This is a genomic window from Mycobacterium novum (assembly GCF_010726505.1).
GTDB classification, from domain to species: domain Bacteria; phylum Actinomycetota; class Actinomycetes; order Mycobacteriales; family Mycobacteriaceae; genus Mycobacterium; species Mycobacterium algericum.
The window spans coordinates 866,802-888,315 of sequence record NZ_AP022562.1 but is presented as its reverse complement, the minus strand read 5'-3'; the positions used below and the strand labels follow the sequence as shown (position 1 = coordinate 888,315).

The 21,514-nt window shown below is 67.3% G+C and carries 20 protein-coding genes and 1 pseudogene; 15 read left to right on the top strand and 6 right to left on the bottom strand.

Translation table 11 applies throughout. The features are described 5' to 3' along the window. The first annotated feature begins 53 nt into the window (after nt 1-53). Together G6N19_RS04045 and G6N19_RS04040 are read left to right on the top strand one after the other, a co-directional pair. Nucleotides 54-773, top strand: coding sequence for an RDD family protein (locus tag G6N19_RS04045; protein WP_193465812.1), 720 nt, complete (start codon nt 54-56; stop codon nt 771-773). After that, nucleotides 770-1,924 carry a cystathionine gamma-synthase gene (locus tag G6N19_RS04040; protein ID WP_083040666.1) on the top strand — a complete coding sequence of 385 codons (1,155 nt, stop codon included), beginning with the start codon at nt 770-772 and terminating at the stop codon, nt 1,922-1,924. Before G6N19_RS04045 ends, G6N19_RS04040 begins: the two co-directional genes overlap by 4 nt. 13 nt (nt 1,925-1,937) lie before the next feature. Here G6N19_RS04040 and greA read toward each other — a convergent pair whose 3' ends face one another. Together greA and G6N19_RS04030 are read right to left on the bottom strand one after the other, a co-directional pair. Then, on the bottom strand, nt 1,938-2,432 hold the full coding sequence (gene greA / locus G6N19_RS04035; protein WP_013827968.1) for a transcription elongation factor GreA: 495 nt from the start codon (nt 2,430-2,432) through the stop codon (nt 1,938-1,940). Nucleotides 2,433-2,569: 137 nt separating this feature from the next. Then, nucleotides 2,570-2,992 (bottom strand): DUF4307 domain-containing protein, encoded by a 423-nt coding sequence (locus tag G6N19_RS04030; protein WP_013827969.1) that lies wholly within the window; start codon nt 2,990-2,992, stop codon nt 2,570-2,572. A gap of 116 nt (nt 2,993-3,108) precedes the next feature. Here G6N19_RS04030 and mca point away from each other — a divergent pair, with 116 nt between their 5' ends. Genes mca through G6N19_RS04010 form a run of 4 tightly spaced genes read left to right on the top strand, consistent with a single transcriptional unit; the run spans nt 3,109 to nt 6,648 of the window. Further along, nucleotides 3,109-3,978, top strand: coding sequence for a mycothiol conjugate amidase Mca (mca, locus tag G6N19_RS04025; protein ID WP_013827970.1), 870 nt, complete (start codon nt 3,109-3,111; stop codon nt 3,976-3,978). Next, nucleotides 3,978-4,232, top strand: a complete 255-nt coding sequence (locus G6N19_RS04020; RefSeq protein WP_013827971.1) for a hypothetical protein — start codon at nt 3,978-3,980, stop codon at nt 4,230-4,232. Before mca ends, G6N19_RS04020 begins: the two co-directional genes overlap by 1 nt. A gap of 14 nt (nt 4,233-4,246) precedes the next feature. Then, nucleotides 4,247-6,268 carry a thioredoxin domain-containing protein gene (locus tag G6N19_RS04015; protein ID WP_013827972.1) on the top strand — a complete coding sequence of 674 codons (2,022 nt, stop codon included), beginning with the start codon at nt 4,247-4,249 and terminating at the stop codon, nt 6,266-6,268. Then, the gene (locus G6N19_RS04010) at nt 6,265-6,648 is read left to right on the top strand and encodes a nuclear transport factor 2 family protein (protein WP_013827973.1); all 384 of its coding nucleotides are present in this window, start codon (nt 6,265-6,267) and stop codon (nt 6,646-6,648) included. Before G6N19_RS04015 ends, G6N19_RS04010 begins: the two co-directional genes overlap by 4 nt. Nucleotides 6,649-6,657: 9 nt before the next feature. Here G6N19_RS04010 and trhA read toward each other — a convergent pair whose 3' ends face one another. Then, nucleotides 6,658-7,371, bottom strand: coding sequence for a PAQR family membrane homeostasis protein TrhA (trhA, locus tag G6N19_RS04005; RefSeq protein WP_013827974.1), 714 nt, complete (start codon nt 7,369-7,371; stop codon nt 6,658-6,660). Between the two features lie 72 nt (nt 7,372-7,443). Here trhA and G6N19_RS04000 point away from each other — a divergent pair, with 72 nt between their 5' ends. Both G6N19_RS04000 and G6N19_RS03995 read left to right on the top strand, forming a co-directional pair. Next, nucleotides 7,444-8,235, top strand: a complete 792-nt coding sequence (locus G6N19_RS04000) for a (2Z,6E)-farnesyl diphosphate synthase (RefSeq protein ID WP_013827975.1) — start codon at nt 7,444-7,446, stop codon at nt 8,233-8,235. Nucleotides 8,236-8,240: 5 nt separating this feature from the next. Continuing rightward, complete coding sequence (locus tag G6N19_RS03995; protein WP_041317310.1) at nt 8,241-9,608, top strand: hypothetical protein; 1,368 nt, start codon at nt 8,241-8,243, stop codon at nt 9,606-9,608. A gap of 128 nt (nt 9,609-9,736) precedes the next feature. Here G6N19_RS03995 and G6N19_RS03990 read toward each other — a convergent pair. Beyond that, a pseudogene (locus G6N19_RS03990) lies at nt 9,737-10,942 on the bottom strand (IS110 family RNA-guided transposase). A 247-nt stretch (nt 10,943-11,189) separates the two neighbouring features. Here G6N19_RS03990 and G6N19_RS03985 point away from each other — a divergent pair. Together G6N19_RS03985 and G6N19_RS03980 are read left to right on the top strand one after the other, a co-directional pair. Beyond that, a complete protein-coding gene (locus G6N19_RS03985; protein ID WP_013827977.1) occupies nt 11,190-11,597 on the top strand; it encodes a hypothetical protein in 408 nt (135 codons plus the stop codon). Between the two features lie 54 nt (nt 11,598-11,651). Further along, nucleotides 11,652-12,260, top strand: a complete 609-nt coding sequence (locus tag G6N19_RS03980) for a DUF732 domain-containing protein (RefSeq protein ID WP_193465811.1) — start codon at nt 11,652-11,654, stop codon at nt 12,258-12,260. A gap of 58 nt (nt 12,261-12,318) precedes the next feature. Here the strand turns inward: G6N19_RS03980 and coaA are convergent, their stop codons facing one another. Next, nucleotides 12,319-13,257 carry a type I pantothenate kinase gene (gene coaA, locus G6N19_RS03975; RefSeq protein ID WP_041319604.1) on the bottom strand — a complete coding sequence of 313 codons (939 nt, stop codon included), beginning with the start codon at nt 13,255-13,257 and terminating at the stop codon, nt 12,319-12,321. 45 nt (nt 13,258-13,302) lie between these two features. On the opposite strand from coaA, the gene G6N19_RS03970 reads away from it, so the two are divergent. From G6N19_RS03970 to G6N19_RS03950, 5 genes are all read left to right on the top strand, one after another. Then, a complete protein-coding gene (locus G6N19_RS03970) occupies nt 13,303-14,511 on the top strand; it encodes a DUF885 domain-containing protein (protein WP_193465810.1) in 1,209 nt (402 codons plus the stop codon). Nucleotides 14,512-14,588: 77 nt separating this feature from the next. After that, nucleotides 14,589-15,863 (top strand): serine hydroxymethyltransferase, encoded by a 1,275-nt coding sequence (gene glyA, locus G6N19_RS03965; RefSeq protein ID WP_013827981.1) that lies wholly within the window; start codon nt 14,589-14,591, stop codon nt 15,861-15,863. Nucleotides 15,864-15,937: 74 nt separating this feature from the next. Then, complete coding sequence (locus tag G6N19_RS03960) at nt 15,938-16,765, top strand: acyl-ACP desaturase (protein WP_193465809.1); 828 nt, start codon at nt 15,938-15,940, stop codon at nt 16,763-16,765. 194 nt (nt 16,766-16,959) lie between these two features. Next, nucleotides 16,960-18,267: a PhoH family protein gene (locus G6N19_RS03955; RefSeq protein ID WP_041317316.1), complete on the top strand. Its 1,308-nt coding sequence runs from the start codon at nt 16,960-16,962 to the stop codon at nt 18,265-18,267. Nucleotides 18,268-18,481: 214 nt separating this feature from the next. Then, the gene (locus G6N19_RS03950) at nt 18,482-19,063 is read left to right on the top strand and encodes a TetR/AcrR family transcriptional regulator (RefSeq protein ID WP_013827984.1); all 582 of its coding nucleotides are present in this window, start codon (nt 18,482-18,484) and stop codon (nt 19,061-19,063) included. A gap of 40 nt (nt 19,064-19,103) precedes the next feature. Here G6N19_RS03950 and G6N19_RS03945 read toward each other — a convergent pair whose 3' ends face one another. After that, nucleotides 19,104-21,068 (bottom strand): DUF1214 domain-containing protein, encoded by a 1,965-nt coding sequence (locus G6N19_RS03945; RefSeq protein WP_013827985.1) that lies wholly within the window; start codon nt 21,066-21,068, stop codon nt 19,104-19,106. Nucleotides 21,069-21,514: the final 446 nt, after the last annotated feature.

Below are 21,514 nucleotides of genomic sequence, written 5' to 3'. Positions count from 1 at the left end.
GCGCATTGCGGTAGCGTGAAAATCCGCATCGAATTACTCGGAGAAGGGTGCTCATGACCGACTTCCCGCCGCCGCCGGGCAACTACCCTCCTCCGCCGGGTGATTACCCGCCCCCGGGCAATTACCCGCCGCCGCGGCCGGGCGATCGTCCGGCGCCCGGCAATTACCCGCCCCCGCCGCCCGGCGGCTACCCCCCGCCGGGGAACTATCCGCCGCCCCCGCCGGGCAACTACCCACCCCCGCCGCCGGGCAACTATCCGCCGCCCGCGCCCGGGTACGCCTCGGCCGGAAGCCCGGTCGGCGATCTTCCGCAGGAGTCCTACACGCCGTGGCTCACCCGGGTGGGCGCCTACTTCATCGACTCCATTCCGATCCTGCTGATCTACGGCATCCCCGCGATGGTCGCCGGGTCCACGGCGCAACGGGAGTGCGTCACCACATCGGCCGGGTTCGCCTGCACCGTCACGCCGTCGACCGCCGGTGCCCTGCTGATGTTCCTCGGCTGGCTGGGCGCGTTCGGCTTCGGAATCTGGAACTACGGCTACCGGCAGGGCACCACCGGTTCGAGCATCGGCAAATCGGTGATGAAGTTCAAAGTGGTTTCCGAAGCCACCGGTCAGCCGATCGGATTCGGGATGTCGATCGTGCGACAACTGGCCCACCTCATCGACGGCATCATCTTGTTCATCGGCTACCTGTTCCCGTTGTGGGACGCCAAACGGCAGACGCTGGCCGACAAGATCATGACCACCGTCTGCCTGCCGATCCGGTGAGCCGCCTGCACGGCCCGATCGGCCCCTCCACGACGGCGATCCATGCCGGTTTCCGGCCCGATCCGGCCACCGGGGCGGTCAATCCGCCGATCTACGCGAGCAGTACGTTCGCCCAGGACGGCGTCGGTGGGCTGCGGGGCGGTTACGAGTACGCCCGCACCGGCAACCCGACCCGGACCGCGCTGGAGACCGCACTGGCCGCCGTCGAGCAGGGCCGATACGGCCGGGCGTTCTCCTCCGGGATGGCCGCCACGGACTGCGCGCTGCGGGCGATGCTGCGTCCCGGTGATCATCTGATCATCCCCGACGACGCCTACGGCGGCACCTTCCGGCTGATCGACAAGGTGTTCACCGGTTGGGGTTTGGCCTACACGCCGGTCGCGCTGTCCGACCTGGATGCAGTGCGTGCCGCACTCACCGACAAGACCCGACTGATCTTGGTGGAGACGCCCACCAACCCGTTGCTGTCGATCAGCGACATCGAAAGCATTGCCGCAATCGGCCGGGAGTCGGGCGCAAAGGTGTTGGTGGACAATACGTTCGCCTCGCCGGCGCTGCAGCAGCCGCTGACGCTGGGCGCTGACGTGGTGCTGCACTCCACCACGAAGTACATCGGCGGCCACTCCGATGTGGTCGGTGGCGCGCTGGTCACCGACGACGAGGAGCTCGACGCCGCCTTCGCGTTCCTGCAGAACGGCGCCGGGGCGGTCCCCGGTCCGTTCGACGCCTACCTCACGCTGCGGGGCCTCAAGACGCTGGTGCTGCGGATGCAGCGGCACAGCGAGAACGCGGCCGCGGTGGCGGAGTTCCTTGCCGGACACGCCGCCGTCGACACCGTGCTGTATCCGGGCCTGCCCGGCCACCCGGGGCACGACATTGCCGCGCGCCAGATGCGCGGGTTCGGTGGCATGGTGTCGGTGCGGCTGCACGGCGGTCGGGGAGCTGCGGAGAAGCTGTGCGCCGCAACCGAGATCTTCATCCTGGCCGAGTCACTGGGCGGGGTGGAGTCGCTGATCGAACACCCGGGCGCGATGACCCATGCGTCGACGGCCGGTTCGCAACTGGAGGTTCCCGACGACCTGGTGCGGCTCTCGGTCGGCATCGAGGACATCGACGACCTGCTTGAGGACCTGAAGCAAGCGCTGCGCTGAGCCGCGGTAGGCCTCAGGGGCGATAGGGCTCCGCACTGACCAGGGTCACCTTGACGGTGTTGCCGCTGGGCACCGTGTAGCTGCGCTCCTCGCCTTCCTTGGCGCCGAGCAGGGCGTGACCCAGCGGTGAGTTCGGCGAATACACCTCGAGGTTCTCCTCGCTGATGCCCTCTTGGCGGGTGGCGATCAGGAAGGTTTCGGTGTCGCTCTTGTCGCCGTCGTAGAACACCTTGACCACCGAACCGGGCAGCGCCACCCCGGACTGGGTGGGAGCCTCGCCGACCTTGGCGTTGTTGAGCAACTCCTGCAGCTGGCGGATGCGGGCTTCTTGCTGCCCCTGCTCCTCGCGGGCAGCGTGGTAACCGCCGTTCTCGCGCAGATCACCCTCCTCGCGGCGGTCATTGATCTCCGCGGCGATCACCGGACGGTTCGCGATCAGCTGGTCGAGCTCGGCCTTGAGCCGGTCGTGCGACTCCTGCGTCAACCAGGTCACCTGGGTGTCCGTCATCTCACTGTGCTCCTCATGTCGTCGGACCCGGCGATAGCAGCCAGCGGGGTCGACGTCTTTAGTAATGCAGTCGTTCTAATGCAGCAATACACGGTCCCAGCCGGAACCGTGTATCAATACAGGGTACCACCGGAAAATCAGGGCGACCGCAGGTAATCGGGCACGTCGGGGCCGCAGCCGTAGATATCGCCCATGAGCGGCGGCTGGGAGGATTTGACGATCGTCGTCACCTGGACGGTCGACGACTCCGACGGTGGAATCAGCACTTCACGCCGGCCGGTCTCACTGCCGTCACCGGCCCGGACCCGCACGATGCAGACCGCCGGGCGGGACGGATCGGATCGCGTCACGCTGATTTTCACCGTCACCGTCTGGTCATCGACCACCTCGTAGCCGTACAGCTCGCCTTTGACGTCGGCGGTGGTCAGCCGTTGAAAGCCCAGCACGGCGACGGCGGCCGCGGTCGCGACGGCCAGCGCGCCCAGCATGATGGCCAGCAGGCGCCGTGGCAGGGCGCGGCCGCGGGTGTCCCCGTAGCGGGCCGGCTTCGAGTCGGTCATCGTGCGGTATGCCCCATGGTCGTGAATCGGGATCGGTTAACGCGCCCGCCGCCCATGGTGGAACGATGGAGGCCGAAACCAACGGGAACTATAGGGGCTAAAAGGGGAACGTGCACATGAGCGGACTGCGGTTGATGGCGGTGCATGCGCACCCCGACGACGAGTCCAGCAAGGGTGCGGCGACGCTGGCCCGTTACGCCGCCGCCGGTCACCGGGTGATGGTGGTGACGCTGACCGGCGGCGAGCGCGGCGACATCCTCAACCCGGCCATGGACCTGCCCGACGTCCACGGTCACATCGCCGAGATCCGCCGCGACGAGATGGCCAAGGCCGCCGAGATCCTCGGCGTCGAACATCACTGGCTGGGTTTCGTCGACTCCGGTCTGCCCAAGGGCGACCCGCTGCCCCCGCTGCCGGAGGACTGCTTCGCGCTGGTGCCGCTGGAGGTGTCCGTCGAAGCCCTGGTGCGGGTGGTTCGCGATTTCCGGCCGCACGTGATGACGACCTACGACGAGAACGGCGGCTATCCGCACCCCGACCACATCCGCTGCCACCAGGTCTCGGTGGCCGCCTTCGAGGCCGCCGGCGACTACCGCCGCTACCCGCAGGCCGGCGACGTCTGGAACGTTTCGAAGCTGTACTACAACCACGGGTTCCTGCGGCAGCGGATGCAGTTGCTGCAGGACGAGTTCGCCCGGAACGGGCAGATCGGCCCGTTCGCCAAGTGGCTGGAGCACTGGAAACCCGACCACGACAGCTTCGCCGCCCGGGTGACCAGCCGGATCCACTGCGCGGAGTATTTCAGTCAACGCGACGACGCGCTGCGCGCGCACGCCACCCAGATTGACCCGAACGGTGATTTCTTCGCCGCTCCGATCGAGTGGCAGCAACGACTGTGGCCCACCGAGGAGTTCGAGCTGGCCCGGTCCAGGGTGCCTATCATCCTGCCGGAGACCGACCTGTTCGCCGGGATCGAGGACGACTGATGAATCATGCTCTGCTGACCACACTTTGGCTCTTGGCCGATGATGTGCCCCGGGAAACCGGGCCGGACTTCGGCAAGGCCAGCCCATTCGGCCTGCTGGTGGTCGTGCTACTGCTGCTCGGCACTTTCGGGCTGGTGTGGTCGATGAACCGGCACCTCAAGAGGGTGCCGGAATCCTTCGACCGGGAGGACCCGGCCGCCGACCAGGCCGCCGACGAGGGCACGCTGGACCCGGGACCGGACTCGGCGGGCTAGGCCGCAGGTTAGCCATGGTCAATCGTCTCGGCGAATCCACCAGCCCGTATCTGCGCCAGCACGCCGACAATCCGGTGCACTGGCAGGAGTGGACACCCGAGGCGCTGGCCGAGGCCGTCGAGCGTGACGTGCCGATCCTGCTGTCGGTCGGCTATGCGGCATGTCACTGGTGTCACGTGATGGCGCACGGCTCGTTTGAAGACGCCCACGTCGCAGAGGTTATGAACGATGGCTTCGTCTGCATCAAGGTCGACCGGGAGGAGCGCCCGGACATCGACGCCGTCTACATGAACGCCACCATGGCGCTCACCGGCCGCGGAGGCTGGCCCATGACGTGTTTTCTGACTCCGGACGGCCGGCCGTTCTACTGCGGCACGTACTACCCCAAAGAGACGTTCCTGAACCTGCTTTCGGCAATCAGCACCACCTGGCGCGAGCGCCGCGGCGAGGTCGAGGACGCTTCGGGGCGCATCACCGCCGAACTGCGGGAAATGGCCGCCGGCCTGCCCGGCAACGGCCCGCCCGTCGACGCGATGCTCTGTGACGGTGCCGTGGCGGCGGTGCTGCGTGATGAGGACATCGAACGCGGGGGATTCGGCGGCGCACCCAAGTTCCCGCCGTCGGCGTTGATGGAAACCCTGCTGCGCCACTACGAACGGACCGCAGACCGCCCGGCGCTGGACGCGGTTGCCCGCGTCGGTGCGGCGATGGCCCGCGGCGGAATCTACGATCAGCTCGCTGGCGGCTTTGCCCGCTACAGCGTCGACAATGCCTGGGTGGTACCGCATTTCGAGAAGATGCTATACGACAACGCGCTGCTGCTGCGGGCCTATGCGCACTGGGCCCGGCGCACCGGCGACCCGCTGGCCCTCCGGGTTACGTCACAGACCGCCCGGTTCCTGCTCGAGGAGCTCGCGTGCGGCGGCATGTTCGTGTCATCGCTGGACGCCGACGCCGACGGCCGGGAGGGCTCGACGTATGTGTGGACCGCCGAGCAGCTGGCCGACGTGCTCGGCGACGACGACGGGCGTTGGGCGGTAGAGGTTTTCGGGGTGACGTCGAGTGGCACCTTTGAAGCCGGGAGTTCGGTGCTGCAACTACCGGTGGATCCCGACGACACGGGGCGGCTCGACCGGGTGCGAACCGCGCTGTTGGCCGCTCGGCGCTCCCGCGCCCAGCCGGACCGTGACGACAAGGTGGTCACCGCCTGGAACGGCTTGGCGATCACCGCCCTGGCCGAAGCCGGTGTAGCGCTGGGGGACCCGAGTCTGATCAGCGCGGCTCAGGACTGCGCCGCAGCACTGATCGGCCTGCACCTGGTGGACGGGCGGCTGCGCCGGGCCAGCCTGGGCGGCCTGGCGGGCGACAGCGCCGCGATACTGGAGGACTACGGCGCGCTGGCCACCGGGCTGCTCAGCGTGTACCAACTCGACGGCGACCAGCGGTGGCTGCACACCGCCGCCGGCCTGCTGGACACCGCACTGGCCCACTTCGCCGCTCCGGCGCAGCCCGGACGCTGGTTCGACAGCGCCGACGACGCCGAGGCACTGGTGCTGCGTCCGGGCGATCCGCTGGACGGGGCCACGCCGTCGGGTGCGGCGCTGATCACCGAGGCGCTACTGACCGCGGCGCACCTCACCGGCGCCGACCGCAGCGAGACCTACCGGCGGGCCGCATCCGACGCCTTGGCCGCGCACAGCGTGCTGCTGGCCCGCGCGCCGCGCTCGGTGGGCCACTGGCTGGCGGTGGCCGAGGCTTTCATCCGGGGCCCGTTGCAGGTCGCGGTGGCCTGCGATCCCGCGGACTCGCCATTGCTGGCCGACGCGCGCCGGCTGGCACCCGGCGGGGCGATCGTCGTCGGCGGTGCGCCCGGCTCGTCGGAGCTGTTGGAGGGGCGGGACCGTATCGACGGCGCCGACGCCGCCTACGTCTGCCGGGGGCCGGTGTGCGACCGGCCGGTGACCGGCGCGGCGGAGCTGGCCGCCGCACTCGAGGTGCCCGCGGCTCCGGCTTCCGGTGTAACCTGCGGCACATGACGAGCGCACCCGAGCGGGCACAGGCCATCACCGAGACCGTCCACCGCTACATCGAGCTGGTCGGCGGCGGAACCGCGGATGATCTGGTCGCGCTGTACGCCTCCGATGCCACCCTCGAGGACCCGGTCGGCGGCGAGGTGCACATCGGGCACCAGGCGATCCGCAACTTCTACTCGGCTATCACCGGCCTGCAGCGCGAGAGCGAACTGGTGACGCTGCGGGTGGCCGGCAACGAGGCGGCATTCCACTTCGCGCTGACCATCACCAACGGTGACCACCGGATGCGCATCGAGCCGATCGACGTGATGGTGTTCGACGGCGACGGCAAGATCGCCGGGATGAAGGCCTACTGGTCGGCGGAGAACATCACCCAGCTGTAGAACCGGCGCTCACGACAGTGCGGCGAACCAGATCGCGACGTACTGGCACGCGGCGGCCACCGCGGTGCAGGCGTGGAAGAACTCGTGGTAGCCGAACGTCTGCGGCCACGGGTCCGGCCACTTCAGGGCGTACATGATCGCGCCGATGCTGTAGAGCATGCCGCCGACCGTCAACAGCACCATGGCGGCCACCCCGGCGTTGTGCATGATCGTCGCGATGAAAAACGCTGACACCCAACCCAACAGCAGATAAAGCGGTACCCCCACCCACTTCGGGGCGGTCGGCCAGCACAGCTTGAGCACCACGCCGGCCAGTGCGCCGCCCCACACGATGGTCATCACCAGCCGTTCCTGGGCGCCGTGGTCCATCGCCAGCAGCGCGAACGGGGTGTAGGTGCCGGCGATGAAGATGAAGATCATCGCGTGGTCGAGCCGCTTCATCCTGATCCGGGCAGACACCGATTTCCAGGTCACCCGGTGATAGGTGGCGCTGACGGCGAACATGCCCACCACCGAGATGGTGTAGGCCAGCGTCGCCAGCCCCGCTTCGAGGCCGGCCAGCGGCCAGGTCACCCCGATCAGCGCTGCCCCGGCGATGACCGCCACGATCGCCGACACCAGGTGAATCCATCCGCGCGCCCGCGGCCTGGTGTGCGCCACCAGGACTTCCGCGGGGAGATCGCCGGGATTCGGCTCGGCGATGGTCTCGGTGTGTGTGCTCATGAACCTTTCCTCCAGCGGATTCCCGGATGCGATTCGCGGCAAGTACTGCCGATCACAGTAGTCTGGGTTTTTGTGGCGATCATCCCCGCGCGCCTGAAAGAACCGCTGTACCGGATCTACGAGCTGCGCCTCCGGCAGGGGCTCGCGGCCTCCCGGTCGGCGCTGCCGCGCCACATCGCCGTGCTCTGCGACGGCAACCGGCGGTGGGCGCGCGATGCCGGCTACGAGGACGTCAGCTACGGCTACCGGATGGGCGCGGCCAAGATCGCCGAGATGCTGCGTTGGTGCGCCGACGCCGGCATCGAGATGGCCACCGTCTACCTGCTGTCCACCGAGAACCTGCAACGCGACCCCGCCGAGCTCGCCGCGCTCATCGAGATCATCACCGACGTGGTGGAGGAGATCTGCGCACCCGCCAACCGCTGGAGCGTTCGAACTGTGGGCGACCTGGAGCTGCTGGGCGAAGAGCCCGCCCGCCGATTGCGGGAGGCCGTGGACTCCACCCGCGAGAAGAACGGTGGTTTTCACGTCAACGTCGCCGTCGGCTACGGCGGCCGCCAGGAGATCGTCGACGCCGTACGGGGCCTGCTCGGCAAGGAACTGGCCAACGGAGCCACCGCCGAGGAGCTCGTCGACGCCGTGACCGTCGAGGGCATCTCGGAGAATCTGTACACCTCCGGTCAGCCGGACCCGGATCTGGTGATCCGCACCTCCGGGGAGCAGCGGCTGTCCGGCTTCCTGCTGTGGCAGAGCGCCTACTCGGAGATGTGGTTCACCGAGGCGCACTGGCCGGCGTTCCGCCGGGTCGATTTCCTGCGCGCATTGCGCGACTACAGCGTGCGGCACCGGCGGTTCGGGCGGTAATCGGGGTGATTGTGCTGTCGGCGTTGGTGTTCACCTTGAGCTGGTGGCTCGGGATGTACCTGCTGGCACGCGACCCGCGCAAGCCGGTGCTGGTGCATGCCGCCATCGGGTTGTGCGGTTTCGCAGCCGTGGTCGCCGCTGACGCCGTGCGCGCGGTGTGGCAGCCGGTGCTGCTGGGCAAGCTGGAGATCTACCTGGCCGTGCTGCCCGGGGTGGCGTGGTTCGCGGTGCTGCTGGAACTGGCCCGCCCCTGCGACCGCTGGTCGGGCCGCGGCCGCGACATGGCGCTCATCGGCCTGGTCGCCGCCGCCGCACTGGTCGGGGCGGCGTGGGCCGGCAGCGTCGACGGCCCGCTGCGCGCCGGGCACTGGCTGCTGTTCGCGGTGATCTCGCTGTCGACGCTGGGGGCGATGATCAAGGCGGTGACCCGACCCTCGCAACCCGGCTCGGTGCTCGGCGTGGTGATCGTGGCGACGCTGTTCTTCGCGCTCGCCAACGCGATTCTGATCATCCCGCTGGGGGTGATCCCCAGCGGGATCGCGCTGGCCAGCACCGGCATCGACGTCCTGCTGCTCGGTCTGGCGGTGGCGCTGTGGGACGCCTTCGACGAGGGCCAGGCGCTGCGGCTGGATATGCTGCGCTCATTTCTGGCCGCCACCGCGATGGCCGGGTTGCTGGGCGGCCAGCTGCTGATCGGGCTGGTGCTGACGCGCGACGAGCCCACCGCCCAGACCACGCTGACGGTGCTGCTGTTCACCACCATCGCGATCGCGATCGAAGTTCAGGTGTTCGTCGACCGGCTCGCCCGGCTCTGGGACCGGCTGGCGTTCTGGCGGTCTCCGACCCTGCGCGCCGACCGCGCGGCCCTACGCGACACCGAGGCGGCGCTGGCGCTGCGTTCCACCGGCCCGCTCGACGACGTCGACGAGGAGACGTTCGTCCGGCTGACCCGACGGGCGTTGGCCCACTACGGCGACCTGTCGAAACTCGTCGCCAGCCCGCTGACGGCGCTGCCGACCATCGACGAACGATTGGCGGCCCGCGGTGCGCCGGACGCGCCGCTGGAACGAGCCAATGAACTCAAGGCACTGCTGGCCGACCGTATCGCCGCGCTCAAGCCGCGCGACGGCGGCGAGTTCGGCACCACCGAGGAGTGGCGCTACTACAACGCCCTGTACTTCCCGTACGTGGTCGGCGTGCGCGCCTACGCGCAGAACGCTACCGCGGCCGGGCTGGATCCGACCGCCCGGCAGGCCTGGCAGTGGTTGGTCACCGAAGTGCCGCAGCGATCGCTGCACAACTGGCAGAACGCCGGCGCCCGGGTGATCGCCGCCGACCTGCGCGGCCGCATGGCGGTGTCGTCAGGGCGCTGACCTGCGGGTGGCAGTGCTTGGCAGTCTCCCGGGTCGAAGTGGCAGTGGCCGGCGAGCAATGTCGGGGGTGTTCTCAGACGTCTCCCGGACGTCCCGGCCTGCCCACGAAGGGACTCTCAATGAAGAAGTCAAGCCGCCGATTTGGTGATCGGGGGTGAATCGGGTTGCCAGGTGCGGTTGTCACGGATGAGTGCGTAGAGGACGTTGGTGCGGCGCCGCGCCAGGCAGATGGTGGCGGGGATCGGCCGTTTTCCTTCGTCTCGTTTGCGCTGGTAGTAGGCCTTGGAACCGGGGTCGCAGCGGATGGCGGTGAGTGCGGACATGTACATGACGCGGCGCAGTCGTCGGCTGTAGCGCTTGGGGGTGTGCAGTCGTCCGGTGCGCTTTCCGGAATCTTTGGATACCGGCGCCAGCCCGGCCCAAGCGGCGAGTTGGTCGGCAGAGCCGATCAGGGCGGGATCGCCGACGGCGGCGAGGAGTTCCGCACCGAGACGGAAACCCATGCCGGGCATGCTGGTGATCACTGCGGCGGCGGGATGGCGGCGAAATCGGTCCTCGATGTCGGCATCGGTGGATTTGATGCGGTCATCGAGGGCAACCACCTCCCCGGCCAACTCGGCAACGAGTCCGGCAGCGACATCTTCGCCGGGCAGGCGCACCGTCTGGGATTTGGCGGCCGCCACCGCCGCGGCGGCGATCGTGGCCGCGTTGCGCACACCGGCATCGCCGAGCATCTTCGTCAGACGCGAAACACCACTTTGGCGAATGGCTTTCGGTCGCTGATACCGCGTCAGCAGTACCACCCAGCCGCGGTCCTGGGTCAGCTGCGCGGCCCGTTCCAACGCTGGGCAGACCGCGATGAGTTGTTGGCGCAGCCGGTTGATCGTGCGGGTACGGTCAGCGACCAGGTCCGCGCGATGGGCGGTCAGCATCTGCAGCTCGGTGATCAAGACATCATCGGGATGCAGCACAGGCAGATCGGTACCCCGCATGCGCGACTGGTCGGCGATCACCCGGGCATCTTTGGCGTCGGTTTTGCCCTCGCCACCGCGGTACACCGCCGAGGCCTGCCATACCGCACGGCCGCCAGATACCGGACCGGTTTACCGGCGTCGGCCAGCACCGTCAACAACAGAGCGGCATACACGGTGGTCAAGTCGACCGTCCACGACACCTCGTCAGCCAGTTGCTCAATCTCGGCTACGAGTTCACGGATCGGTTGCTCATCGTTGACCAGTCGGCGAGAGCATCACCGCGCCGTTGTCATCGACCACGCACACCCAGTGATGTTCCTTACCGACATCCACTCCAGCCCACACCTGGCTCGCTGCCATCGCACCTCTTTTCGCTTGTCTGCCAACACGATCCCCACGGACAACCCCGCCAGCATTTCCTTAAACAAGCGATCACATCGCAGATCTCAATCAGCGGCCAGAGAAGTCCAAGCAGGTCGGGCGGCCAGTCCCTTCAAGCCGCACCACCAAGGCCGGCTAGCGCCATGCAGCCTCACCCGACCCACCCGGGTCACAGCACAACGTAACAACACGAAGTAACTGCAACTACGAACTTAAGGAGTTCACCATGACCGCCGTCACCACCCCGGTCCTGTCCGACTCGACCGACTCACTGCTGCGCTTCGCGCTGCGTGCCGACGCCGTCACCACCGGGGTCATCGGCCTGGCCGGTGTGTTCACCGCCCGCCCGATGGCGGCCCTGACCGGCCTCACCGCGGTCCAGGAATACGCGGTTGCCGCCTTCTGCCTGCTCTACGGTGTGGCCGTGTACTTCCTGTCTGCGCTGCCGGATCTGCGCCGGGCGGGAATCGGCGTGCTGGCGGCCAACGTGGTGTGCACCGTCGCGGCCATCGCGGTCCTCGAGACCGGTGTGCTGCCGTTGACCGGGTTCGGCGTCGCGGCGCTGCTCGCCAGTGCTGTCTACACCGCATCGTTCGCCCTCGCGCAGTACCGTGGACTGCGCCGGCTGCGTTGACTCGTCGCCACTTGCGCGTGTCGCCCCGGCCGCCACCGTCTACAGTTCTGTCCCATGATGTGGCGGCTGGCGGCGATGACGCTGATCCCCGTAACCCTGATATTCGCCGCCGCGCCGGCCCAGGCCGACGAGAAGAGCTACCTCGCCTACCTCGAGTCGCATGGCTTCAAGTACCAGAACACCCCCGGGCTGAACTCTTCCTCCGGCGCGGTGAAATTCGGTGAGATCATCTGCCAGAACCTGCGACGGGGCCGCCCCGCCAAGGACCGGTTCGGCAAGTCGATCGCCGACGGGATCCCCAAGGTTGTGATCGACGCGGCACAGAACGAGATGTGCCCCGAGACGTTGGCCACCGCCACCCCGAAGCCGACGCCGGCGCCGCCGCCGGGTGCTCCCGAACCCCCGCCGCCGGGCGCCCCCGAGCCCCCGCCGCCGGGCGCCCCCGAGCCCCCGCCGCCCCCGGGCTTCCCGCCGCCGCCCGGCTTCCCGCCACCGCCGCCGCCCCCGGAGTTCCCGCCGCCGCCTGGCTTCCCGCCACCGCCGCCGCCCCCGGAGTTCCCCCCGCCTGGCTTCCCGCCGCCTGCGGAGTTGCCGCCGCCCCCGCCGGCACCGGAACCGCCGCCTCCGCCGCAGCCGCAGCCGGGCACCGCAACGCCGCCCTAACGACCCAGCCAATGGCGGCGACCCGCGTCGCCTGGCTCCGCCGCGCTTGCGATCGCCGCTAAAGCTTGCGCAGCCGCAGCCGGTTGATGGAGTGATCGGCGTCTTTGCGCAGCACCAGGGTCGCCCGGGGCCGGGTCGGCAGGATGTTCTCGACCAGGTTGGGACGGTTGATGGAGCGCCAGATGTCGCGGGCGGCGGCCACCGCCTGCGCGTCGTTGAGGCCCGCGTAGTGGTGGAAATGCGATTCGGGATCTGCGAAGGAGGTGGAACGCATCGCCAGGAACCGGGAGACGTACCAGTGCTCGATGTCTTCGACCCGGGCATCGACGTACAACGAGAAGTCGAACAGGTCCGAGACCATCAGCGTGGGCCCGGTCTGCAACACATTGAGACCCTCGAGGATCAAGATGTCGGGGTGACGGACCACTTGTTTGGCGCCCGCGACGATGTCATAGCTCAGGTGTGAATACACCGGCGCGCACGCGTAGTCGGCGCCGGACTTCACCGAGGTGACGAAGCGCATCAGCGCGCGCCGGTTATAGCTTTCCGGAAACCCTTTGCGGTGCATCAGGTTCCGGCGTTCCAGCTCCTGGTTGGGGTAGAGGAACCCGTCGGTGGTGACCAGGTCCACCCGCGGGTGGCGGTCCCAGCGGGCCAACAAGGCCTGCAGCACGCGGGCCGTCGTCGACTTGCCGACGGCCACGCTGCCGGCCACCCCGATGATGAACGGCACCGGGCGGTCCGGGCTCTGGTCGTTCTCGCCGAGGAACTCCGCGGTGGCGGCGAACAGTTGCTGGCGGGCGGCGACTTGCAGGTGCAGCAGCCGGGCCAGTGGCAGATAGACCTCTTCGACCTCGAGCAGGTCGACCTGCTCACCGAGACCGCGCAGCGCCACGACCTCTTCTTCGGTGAGCGGCATCGGCGTCGACATACGCAGCGTCCGCCATTGACGTCGGTCGAACTCCACGTAGGGACTCGGCTCGCTAAGCCGCCGCATGACCATACAGTCTTGCAGTAGCCGCGACGGTTAGCCTGATCGGGTATGGAGCCCGCCGAATTGATCCGTGAATACCTGTTGCTCGGTCTGCGCTTTGACCGCATCGAGCAGGGTTACGTCGACGCCTTCACCGGCGATCCCGAGCTGCAGCGGCTTGTCGCGAACGAGCCGATGCCCGACCCGGCGGTGCTGTCCCAGCAGGCCGAGAAGCTGCTCGCCGAACTGCCGGGTGGTCTTGAGGCGGCGCGCGCGGACTACCTGCGGGTGCATCTGCGGGCGCTGGCGTGTGCGGGCCGCAAGTTCGCCGGGGCGCAGGTCGGTTTCATCGACGAGGTGCGCGAGTACTTCGACCTCACCGGCATCGGCAAGGGAGACACCGACCGCTACCGCCAAGCCCACGCCCGGCTGGACGAAGCGCTGGGCGGAACCGGGCCGCTGGCCGAGCGAATGGCCGCACACCGCCGCGCCGAGGAGATTCCGCCCGAGCGGCTCGAAGCGGCTATCCACGCCTTCTCGTCGGCGCTGCGTGACCGGGTACGCACACAGTTCCCGCTGCCGGAGACCGAGGTCATCAGCTACGAGGTCGTCACCGACAAGCCGTGGTCGGGTTTCAACTACTACCGCGGCGACTACCGCTCCACGGTGGCCGTCAACGCCGACCTCAAACAGCTCATGTCGAATCTGCCCCGACTGGTCGCCCATGAGTCCTACCCAGGCCACCACACCGAGCATTGCCGCAAAGAGGCCGGGCTGGTCTCGCAGCTGGGCCAGGCCGAGCAGACGATTTTTCTGGTCAACACCCCGCAGTGTCTGATGGCCGAGGGACTGGCCGACCTGGCGCTGTACGCCGCGGTCGGGCCCGGTTGGGGCGGTTGGGCCGAAGAGATCTACGCCGACCTGGGGCTGCGGTTCGACGGCGAACGGGCCGAGGCGGTGTCGGAGGCAGCCGCGGCGCTCGCCGAGGTGCGCCAGGATGCGGCGCTGATGCTGCACGACGAGCGTCGCGACGTCGACGAGGTGGTCGACTATCTGCGTCGCTGGCTGCTGGTCACCGACGATCGGGCCCGCCAGAGCATGCGATTCTTGTCGTCACCGCTGTGGCGGGCCTACACCTCGACCTACGTGGAGGGCTATCGGCTACTGCGCGCCTGGCTGGACTGCCGGCCGGCCGCGGCGAGCCTCACCGGGCGGTTCGGGCGGCTGCTCGACGAGCCGCTGATCCCGTCGAGCCTGCGTGCGGAACTGAACGGATAGCGCGTCCGGCGGGGGGCGACCCGCTCGATAGACTTGCCCCCGTGACTGCCACACCGGATTCTCGCCCTGCCTCCACGATGTCTACGCCGCTGGCCGAGCTCGACCCGGACATCGCCGAGCTGCTCGGCAAGGAACTGGGGCGCCAGCGCGACACCCTGGAGATGATCGCGTCGGAGAACTTCGTGCCGCGCGCGGTACTGCAGGCACACGGCAGCGTGCTGACCAACAAATACGCCGAGGGTCTGCCGGGCCGGCGTTACTACGGCGGCTGCGAGCACGTCGACGTGGTGGAGAACATCGCCCGCGACCGCGCCAAGGAACTGTTCGACGCGGAGTTCGCCAACGTCCAGCCGCACTCGGGCGCCCAGGCCAACGCCGCGGTGCTGCAGGCGCTGATGGAACCGGGGGAGCGACTGCTCGGCCTGGACCTGGCCAACGGCGGACACCTGACCCACGGGATGCGGCTGAACTTCTCCGGCAAGCTCTACGAGAACGCCTTCTACGGCGTGGACCCGGTGACCCACCGCGTCGACATGGATGTGGTCCGCGCGCAGGCGCTGGAGTTCAAACCGAAGGTGATCATCGCCGGCTGGTCGGCCTACCCGCGCATCCTCGACTTCGAAGCCTTCGCTGCGATCGCGGCCGAGGTGGACGCCACACTGTGGGTGGACATGGCGCACTTCGCCGGGTTGGTCGCCGCCGGGCTGCACCCATCGCCGGTGCCGCACGCCCAGGTGGTCTCGACCACCGTGCACAAGACCCTCGGCGGGCCGCGCTCCGGGCTGATCGTCGGCAAGAAGGAGTTCGCCAAGCAGATCAACTCGGCGGTCTTCCCCGGTCAGCAAGGCGGTCCGCTGATGCACGTGATCGCCGCCAAGGCCGTCGCGCTGAAGATCGCCGGCACCCCCGAGTTCGCCGAGCGCCAGCAGCGGGTGCTCTCCGGCGCCAGGATCATCGCCGAGCGGCTGCTGGCCGCCGACGTGGCCAAGGCCGGGGTGTCGGTGGTCAGCGGCGGCACCGACGTGCACCTGGTGCTCGTCGACCTGCGGGACTCGCCGCTGGACGGCCAGATGGCCGAGGATCTGCTGCACGAGGTCGGCATCACCGTCAACCGCAACGCCGTCCCCAACGACCCGCGCCCGCCGATGGTCACCTCCGGGCTGCGGGTCGGCACCCCGGCGCTGGCGGCCCGCGGTTTCGGCGACACCGAATTCACCGAGGTCGCCGATATCATCGCCACCGCACTGGCGGCTGGATCGGGTGCCGACATCTCGGCGCTGCGGTCCCGGGTCACCAAGCTGGCGCAGGACTTCCCGCTCTATGACGGCCTGGAGGACTGGAAGCTCGCCTGAGCGGGTGCGCGCGGTTCCGGACACGCCGCACCCGAGTTGACAAGATAGTGTGAATTCGGGTTACAGTTACTTTTATGGCTGAACGTCCCGTTGCTAACGCGCTGATTCGCGAGCTGGAGCCGGTTGTCGCCGCGAACATGGTCCGCCACATCGACACCGTGGACCCCTGGTACGCGCACGACTTCGTGCCGTTCGAGCAGGGCGAGAACTTCGCCTTCCTCGGCGGCAAGGACTGGGACCCGTCGCAGGTGAGCCTGCCCACGGTGATCACCGACGCCTGCGAGATCCTGCTCATCGAGAAGGACAGCCTGGCCGGCTACCACCGCGAATTCGTCGAGCACTTCATCCTCGAGGACAAGTGGGGGCGCTGGATCGGCCGGTGGACCGCCGAAGAGCACCTGCACGCCATCGCACTTCGCGAATACCTGATGGTCACCCGGGAGATCGACCCGGACGCCAACGAGCGCGTCCGCATGGAGCATGTGCAGAAGGGCTACCGCGCCGACCGGTACAGCCAGGTCGAGACGCTGGTGTTCATGGCCTTCTACGAGCGCTCCTGCGCCGAGTTCTGCCGCAACCTGGCCGAACAGATCGAGGAACCGGTACTCAAGGGCCTGATCAACCGGATCGCCGGTGACGAGGAGCGCCACGAGGAGTTTTTCGCCAACCTGGTCGCGCACTGCCTGGACTACGTGCACGACGAGACCGTGGCCGCCATCGCCGCCCGGGCCGGCGAGTTGAAGGTCATCGGCGCCGATATCGACGCCTACGCCGACCGGCAGGCCGGAATCGCCGAAGCCGGGATCTTCGGGCCCGACCAACTGCGCCGGGTGATCTCGGACCGGATCAGCGCCTGGGGCCTGGCCGCGCACTCCGATTTGAAGGCGTTCGCCATCAGCTGACGGGCTCCGGCGCGCCTGCGCGGCGCGCACGGCCCGACGCGGGTACCGTCGCAAGCGATGGCTAGCCACACGCTCTGCCGTCTAGGCGGCACCACCGGTCGTGACTGCGACAGGACCGGCCCCGGTTCTGGTGCTGCGTTCCCCGTCGATCTGCTCGCGCGGGGTCGCGCGCGCCCTCACCGCTGGAGCGCTCAGTGCCTGATATCCGGACGTACGTGCTCGACACCTCTGTGCTGCTGTCGGACCCGTGGGCCTGCACCCGGTTCGCCGAACACGAAGTCGTCGTCCCGCTGGTGGTGATCAGCGAGCTGGAGGCCAAACGCCACCACCATGAGCTCGGCTGGTTCGCTCGCCAGGCGCTGCGCCTGTTCGACGACATGCGATTGGAGCACGGTCGTCTTGATCAGCCCATCCCCGTTGGGACACAGGGCGGTACGTTGCACGTCGAACTCAACCACAGCGATCCTGCGGTGTTGCCCTCAGGGTTTCGCACCGAGGACAACGACTCGCGGATCCTGACCTGCGCCGCCAACCTCGCCGCCGAGGGACGGCGAGTTACGTTGGTGAGCAAGGACATTCCGTTGCGGGTCAAGGCCGCTGCGGTGGGTCTGGCCGCTGACGAATACCACGCCCAGGACGTCATCGTCTCCGGCTGGACCGGGATGGACGAGGTCGAGGCATCCGTCGACGACATCGACGCGCTGTTCGACGAGGGCGAGATCGACCTGGCCGCGGCGCGAGACCTGCCGTGCCATACCGGGGTACGGCTGCTCGGTGGCAGCTCGCACGCCTTGGGCCGGGTCAATGCCGCCAAGCGGGTGCAGTTGGTCCGGGGCGACCGGGAGGCCTTCGGCCTGCGCGGGCGCTCCGCCGAGCAGCGCGTCGCGCTGGATCTGCTGCTCGACGAATCGGTCGGCATCGTCTCGCTCGGCGGCAAGGCGGGCACCGGCAAATCCGCGCTGGCGCTGTGCGCCGGCCTGGAGGCCGTCCTGGAGCGGCGGACCCAGCGCAAGGTCGTGGTGTTCCGTCCGCTCTACGCCGTCGGCGGCCAGGAGCTGGGCTACCTGCCCGGCAGCGAGAACGAGAAGATGGGGCCGTGGGCCCAGGCGGTGTTCGACACCCTGGAGGGCCTGGCCAGCCCGGCGGTGCTCGAGGAGGTGCTGTCGCGCGGCATGCTCGAGGTGCTGCCGCTTACCCACATCCGGGGCCGCTCACTGCACGACTCGTTCGTGATCGTCGACGAGGCACAGTCGCTGGAACGCAACGTGCTGCTGACGGTGTTGTCGCGGCTGGGAACCGGGTCGCGGGTGGTGCTCACCCACGACGTCGCCCAGCGCGACAACCTTCGGGTCGGGCGCCACGACGGCATCGCGGCGGTGATCGAGAAGCTGAAGGGTCACCCACTGTTCGCGCACATCACGTTGCTGCGCAGTGAGCGTTCGCCGATCGCCGCACTGGTCACCGAGATGCTCGAGGAGATCAGCGGCCCCGAGCTGCGTTGACTTCGCGTCTCGGCGGGGCCAGGACAGTTGTTACGCAGTCCTCGCAGCAGGAAAGCGCAGCGGCAGCCGCTGAATGGGCCCGGGTATAGATCCACATGTTGGGCGGTCACCCAGTTGAAATGCGATCATAGGGGCGAAGATCCATTTCCGTACCGGGCAGGGGCGCAACTGATACCGACCGCTCACTGCCGGACCAGTGATTAACGGAGGCTGCATGGCCCGGTCTGACATCAAGCATCGACTGGGCCCTTACCGTGACCCCGAGATCGACCCGGCAGTGTTTGCGGCAACGCGTCGACTGCTCATCGAACGCGGTTACCGCGGAACCTCAATCGATGCGATCGCCGATGCGGCCGGGGTCAGCCGACCGACGATCTACCGACGGTGGCCGTCAAAGGCCCACGTTGTCTATGACGCTGTGTACCCCGCCAGCGCTCCGCACGTAGAGCCCTCAGCGGAGCCGTTCCCGGAGATCACCGGCGCGATCGCCGGCATCCTCGCGTTCATGTCGCAACCGGAGGCCAGGGAGGCGTTTCCGGGCCTCTTGGCCGATATGCGCTCCGACCCGGAGCTGAAGTCCAAACTCGGTGAGCGACATTCGGTCGGCGTCAGCGCGGCATTCAAATCGCTCGTGGAGCGCAACGCCGAAACGTTACGCCAGGTTGACGCAGGCACGTTGCTCGACGTCGTTTCGGGTGCGGCGATCCACGCGATGTGTATTCGAGACGTGTCCGATCTGGACGCCTACATCGATTCGCTGACCGACCTTCTTTTGTACGGCATCCTGAAACGCTGATTCGCTTATGCGGCACATCAACTCCGAGCCGCCGACTGCGCTAGAAGCCGAGTAACTGATCCACCAGGTCCATCCCCATCGCAAAGTCATGGCTGAACATCGCGGTGATCTGGGCCAGCGACTCCTGCGCTTCCGTCGCCAGCTGCCAAAGGCCGGGAGTGTCGTGCACGCCGGTCACCAAGGCGAACTGAATGGCGTCGCGCGCGTTGAGAAGACCCGCCGTGATGCTGGTGCCGGGATCGAAGAGGGTCTGCGCAAACACCGACGCCAAGCCGTTCGGGTCCGTGAAGGATTGAGTCAACGCGGAGAACAGATCGAAGCCGTTGCCGGAAGACATACCGCCGTCCATCGACTGCAAGGTGTCGGCCAGTGCTCTCGCGCCACGCGCCATGGCCAAAATCAGCGGGTACTCCAGCTCCTTGAAAGCCTGCGGTAGGGATTGCACGACCGCGCTCATACTGCCCAGCGGGTTGTTGATGATGTTCTGCACGGCAGTCGAGGGATCGAAGACATCGGTGAATCGATCGGCCAGCGAGACGTAGGAATCTTGTGTCCCGAACAGCTGATCGAAGGTTCCCGACCCTATTGCAGCCTTGATGTCGTCGATCTGGAGAGTGGTGGTGATCCAGCTGGAGTCTTTGCTCAAGGACAGCAGGTTTTCCAGGGAGAAGGCGCGCAACTCGAGTTGTGCAGCGAACTGTTCCGGTGTGACGACTGGAGTGTCGGCCGGCAAGTAGTCCCGGATGTCGGCCACCGGTACCAGTTCGGCTTGCAGTGGGCCGGTCGGTATCGGGCCTTCCGGTCCTTGTATGCGGAGGAATATCCCGCCACTGCTGAGGCCTCCTGTGTCCAGCCAGTTCGGGACACCCGGATTAGTGGCGCTGATTACGTAGTACGTGTTTCCATCTGATGCTTGGAACGATTGGATATCGTTGAGACTGGTCTGCGCGTATTGGAATGGCAACAAACGACCCACGGGGTCAGAGAGCTGGATGTTGTAGTACGTGGCATCAATCTCGGGGGCCCTGAGGATCAGAGCCTGCCCCGGTTCCAGATTGAAATTTCCGAATGACATGAATTGGCCCGGCAGACCACCATTGATGTTCGTCGGTATAAACGGAATAACTCCGTTGTCGGGGGTGGGCAGGTTGGGAGGAGGGGTGTAGAAGACCTGCGAATTGAGGTTGTGTTCGGGCAGTTCGTCGGCGATCCGGCCGAGCAGGGCTGCGACGTCGCTGTCAGACAGCGGGGTGTAGACGGGATCGGTTGCGGCAACGTCAGTGCGGTCGATGGTTACAACGCCAGGACTGGTAGTCCAGTCGTGGACGGTATCGCGAATCCAGATCCCGGTCGCGCCGTCAGAGTCGATCCAGTTGCCCTCATGCGGTGTGGGGCTGACGGTTATCGTATAACTTCCGTCAGCATTCGGCGTCAGATCGGCAAGCTGAAGCCCATCGCCGGGCGGTGAGTTCACATTGCTGGGCGAGAAATCGTACTGCGAAGTGATATTGAAGTCGACGGTACCGGACCCCGGGGCGAAGTGAATGACATAGGTCCCGTCAGGCTGGGTGAAGACGAAATTGAATATGTTGTCCGGGTTGGCCTGGCCTTCAATCTGAATCGGGTTTCCGCCGACTTCGGTGGTGATGTAGGGGAACCGCACCGTGGGGTCGGTCGGATTCATTTGGGCGAGAGTGCCCAGAAGTTGAAAATACGATATGTCCCGGATGTAACTGGGGAGTTCGGCGATGCGTTCGGGCGTCATGAACGGTAGCGCACCATTAACGCCGATGAGTTGATTCTGAATCTCGGCGATCACATTGCTCACGTCGATCGCGGACGTCGATCCCGCTGATGTCAACATGACCGGCGGACTGGTGGTCTGGCCGGCGAGTGCCGGTGACGGGCTCACGAGCGCGAGAGAACCGACCACTACGGCGATCAGGGTGCCATGGCTGCGACTGCCGCCGCGAGTTCTCGTCTCTGTCGCTCGTTGGACTGCCATGGTCGCGACCTCCTGTGCAAAAGAGCTACCGTATTGTCATTACAGCTTGTAACGTCATGTGACTGTAACCACACTGGGGATCCCGGCGCAAGGGAAAGCTGAGGAAATTATCGGAAATTCCCGTGAGTGCGGCGGCCTCACGGTTGCCTCGTTCCCCGTTGACCGCCTCACCGCCGCGACCGCGGTCGATGAGTTCCACCAGGTCGACTGATACACCAAGGGGCTGTTTCGCTTGATGGTTGAGAAGCGGGTCCGTAATCTGCGTGCTGACCAAGCCGACCCGCGGACCGAGGAGAGGGGTTCAACCGGGGCGGCCTGTACCGGGTTCGCGGCACCATCCGTTACCCGAAGGCAGCGTGACCATGCACGAAGATCATCGGGAACCGTGTGCGGGAAAGCCGCACGCATGGATTGAAAGGGGATGGGGAACCGGGTCTGCTCGGCAG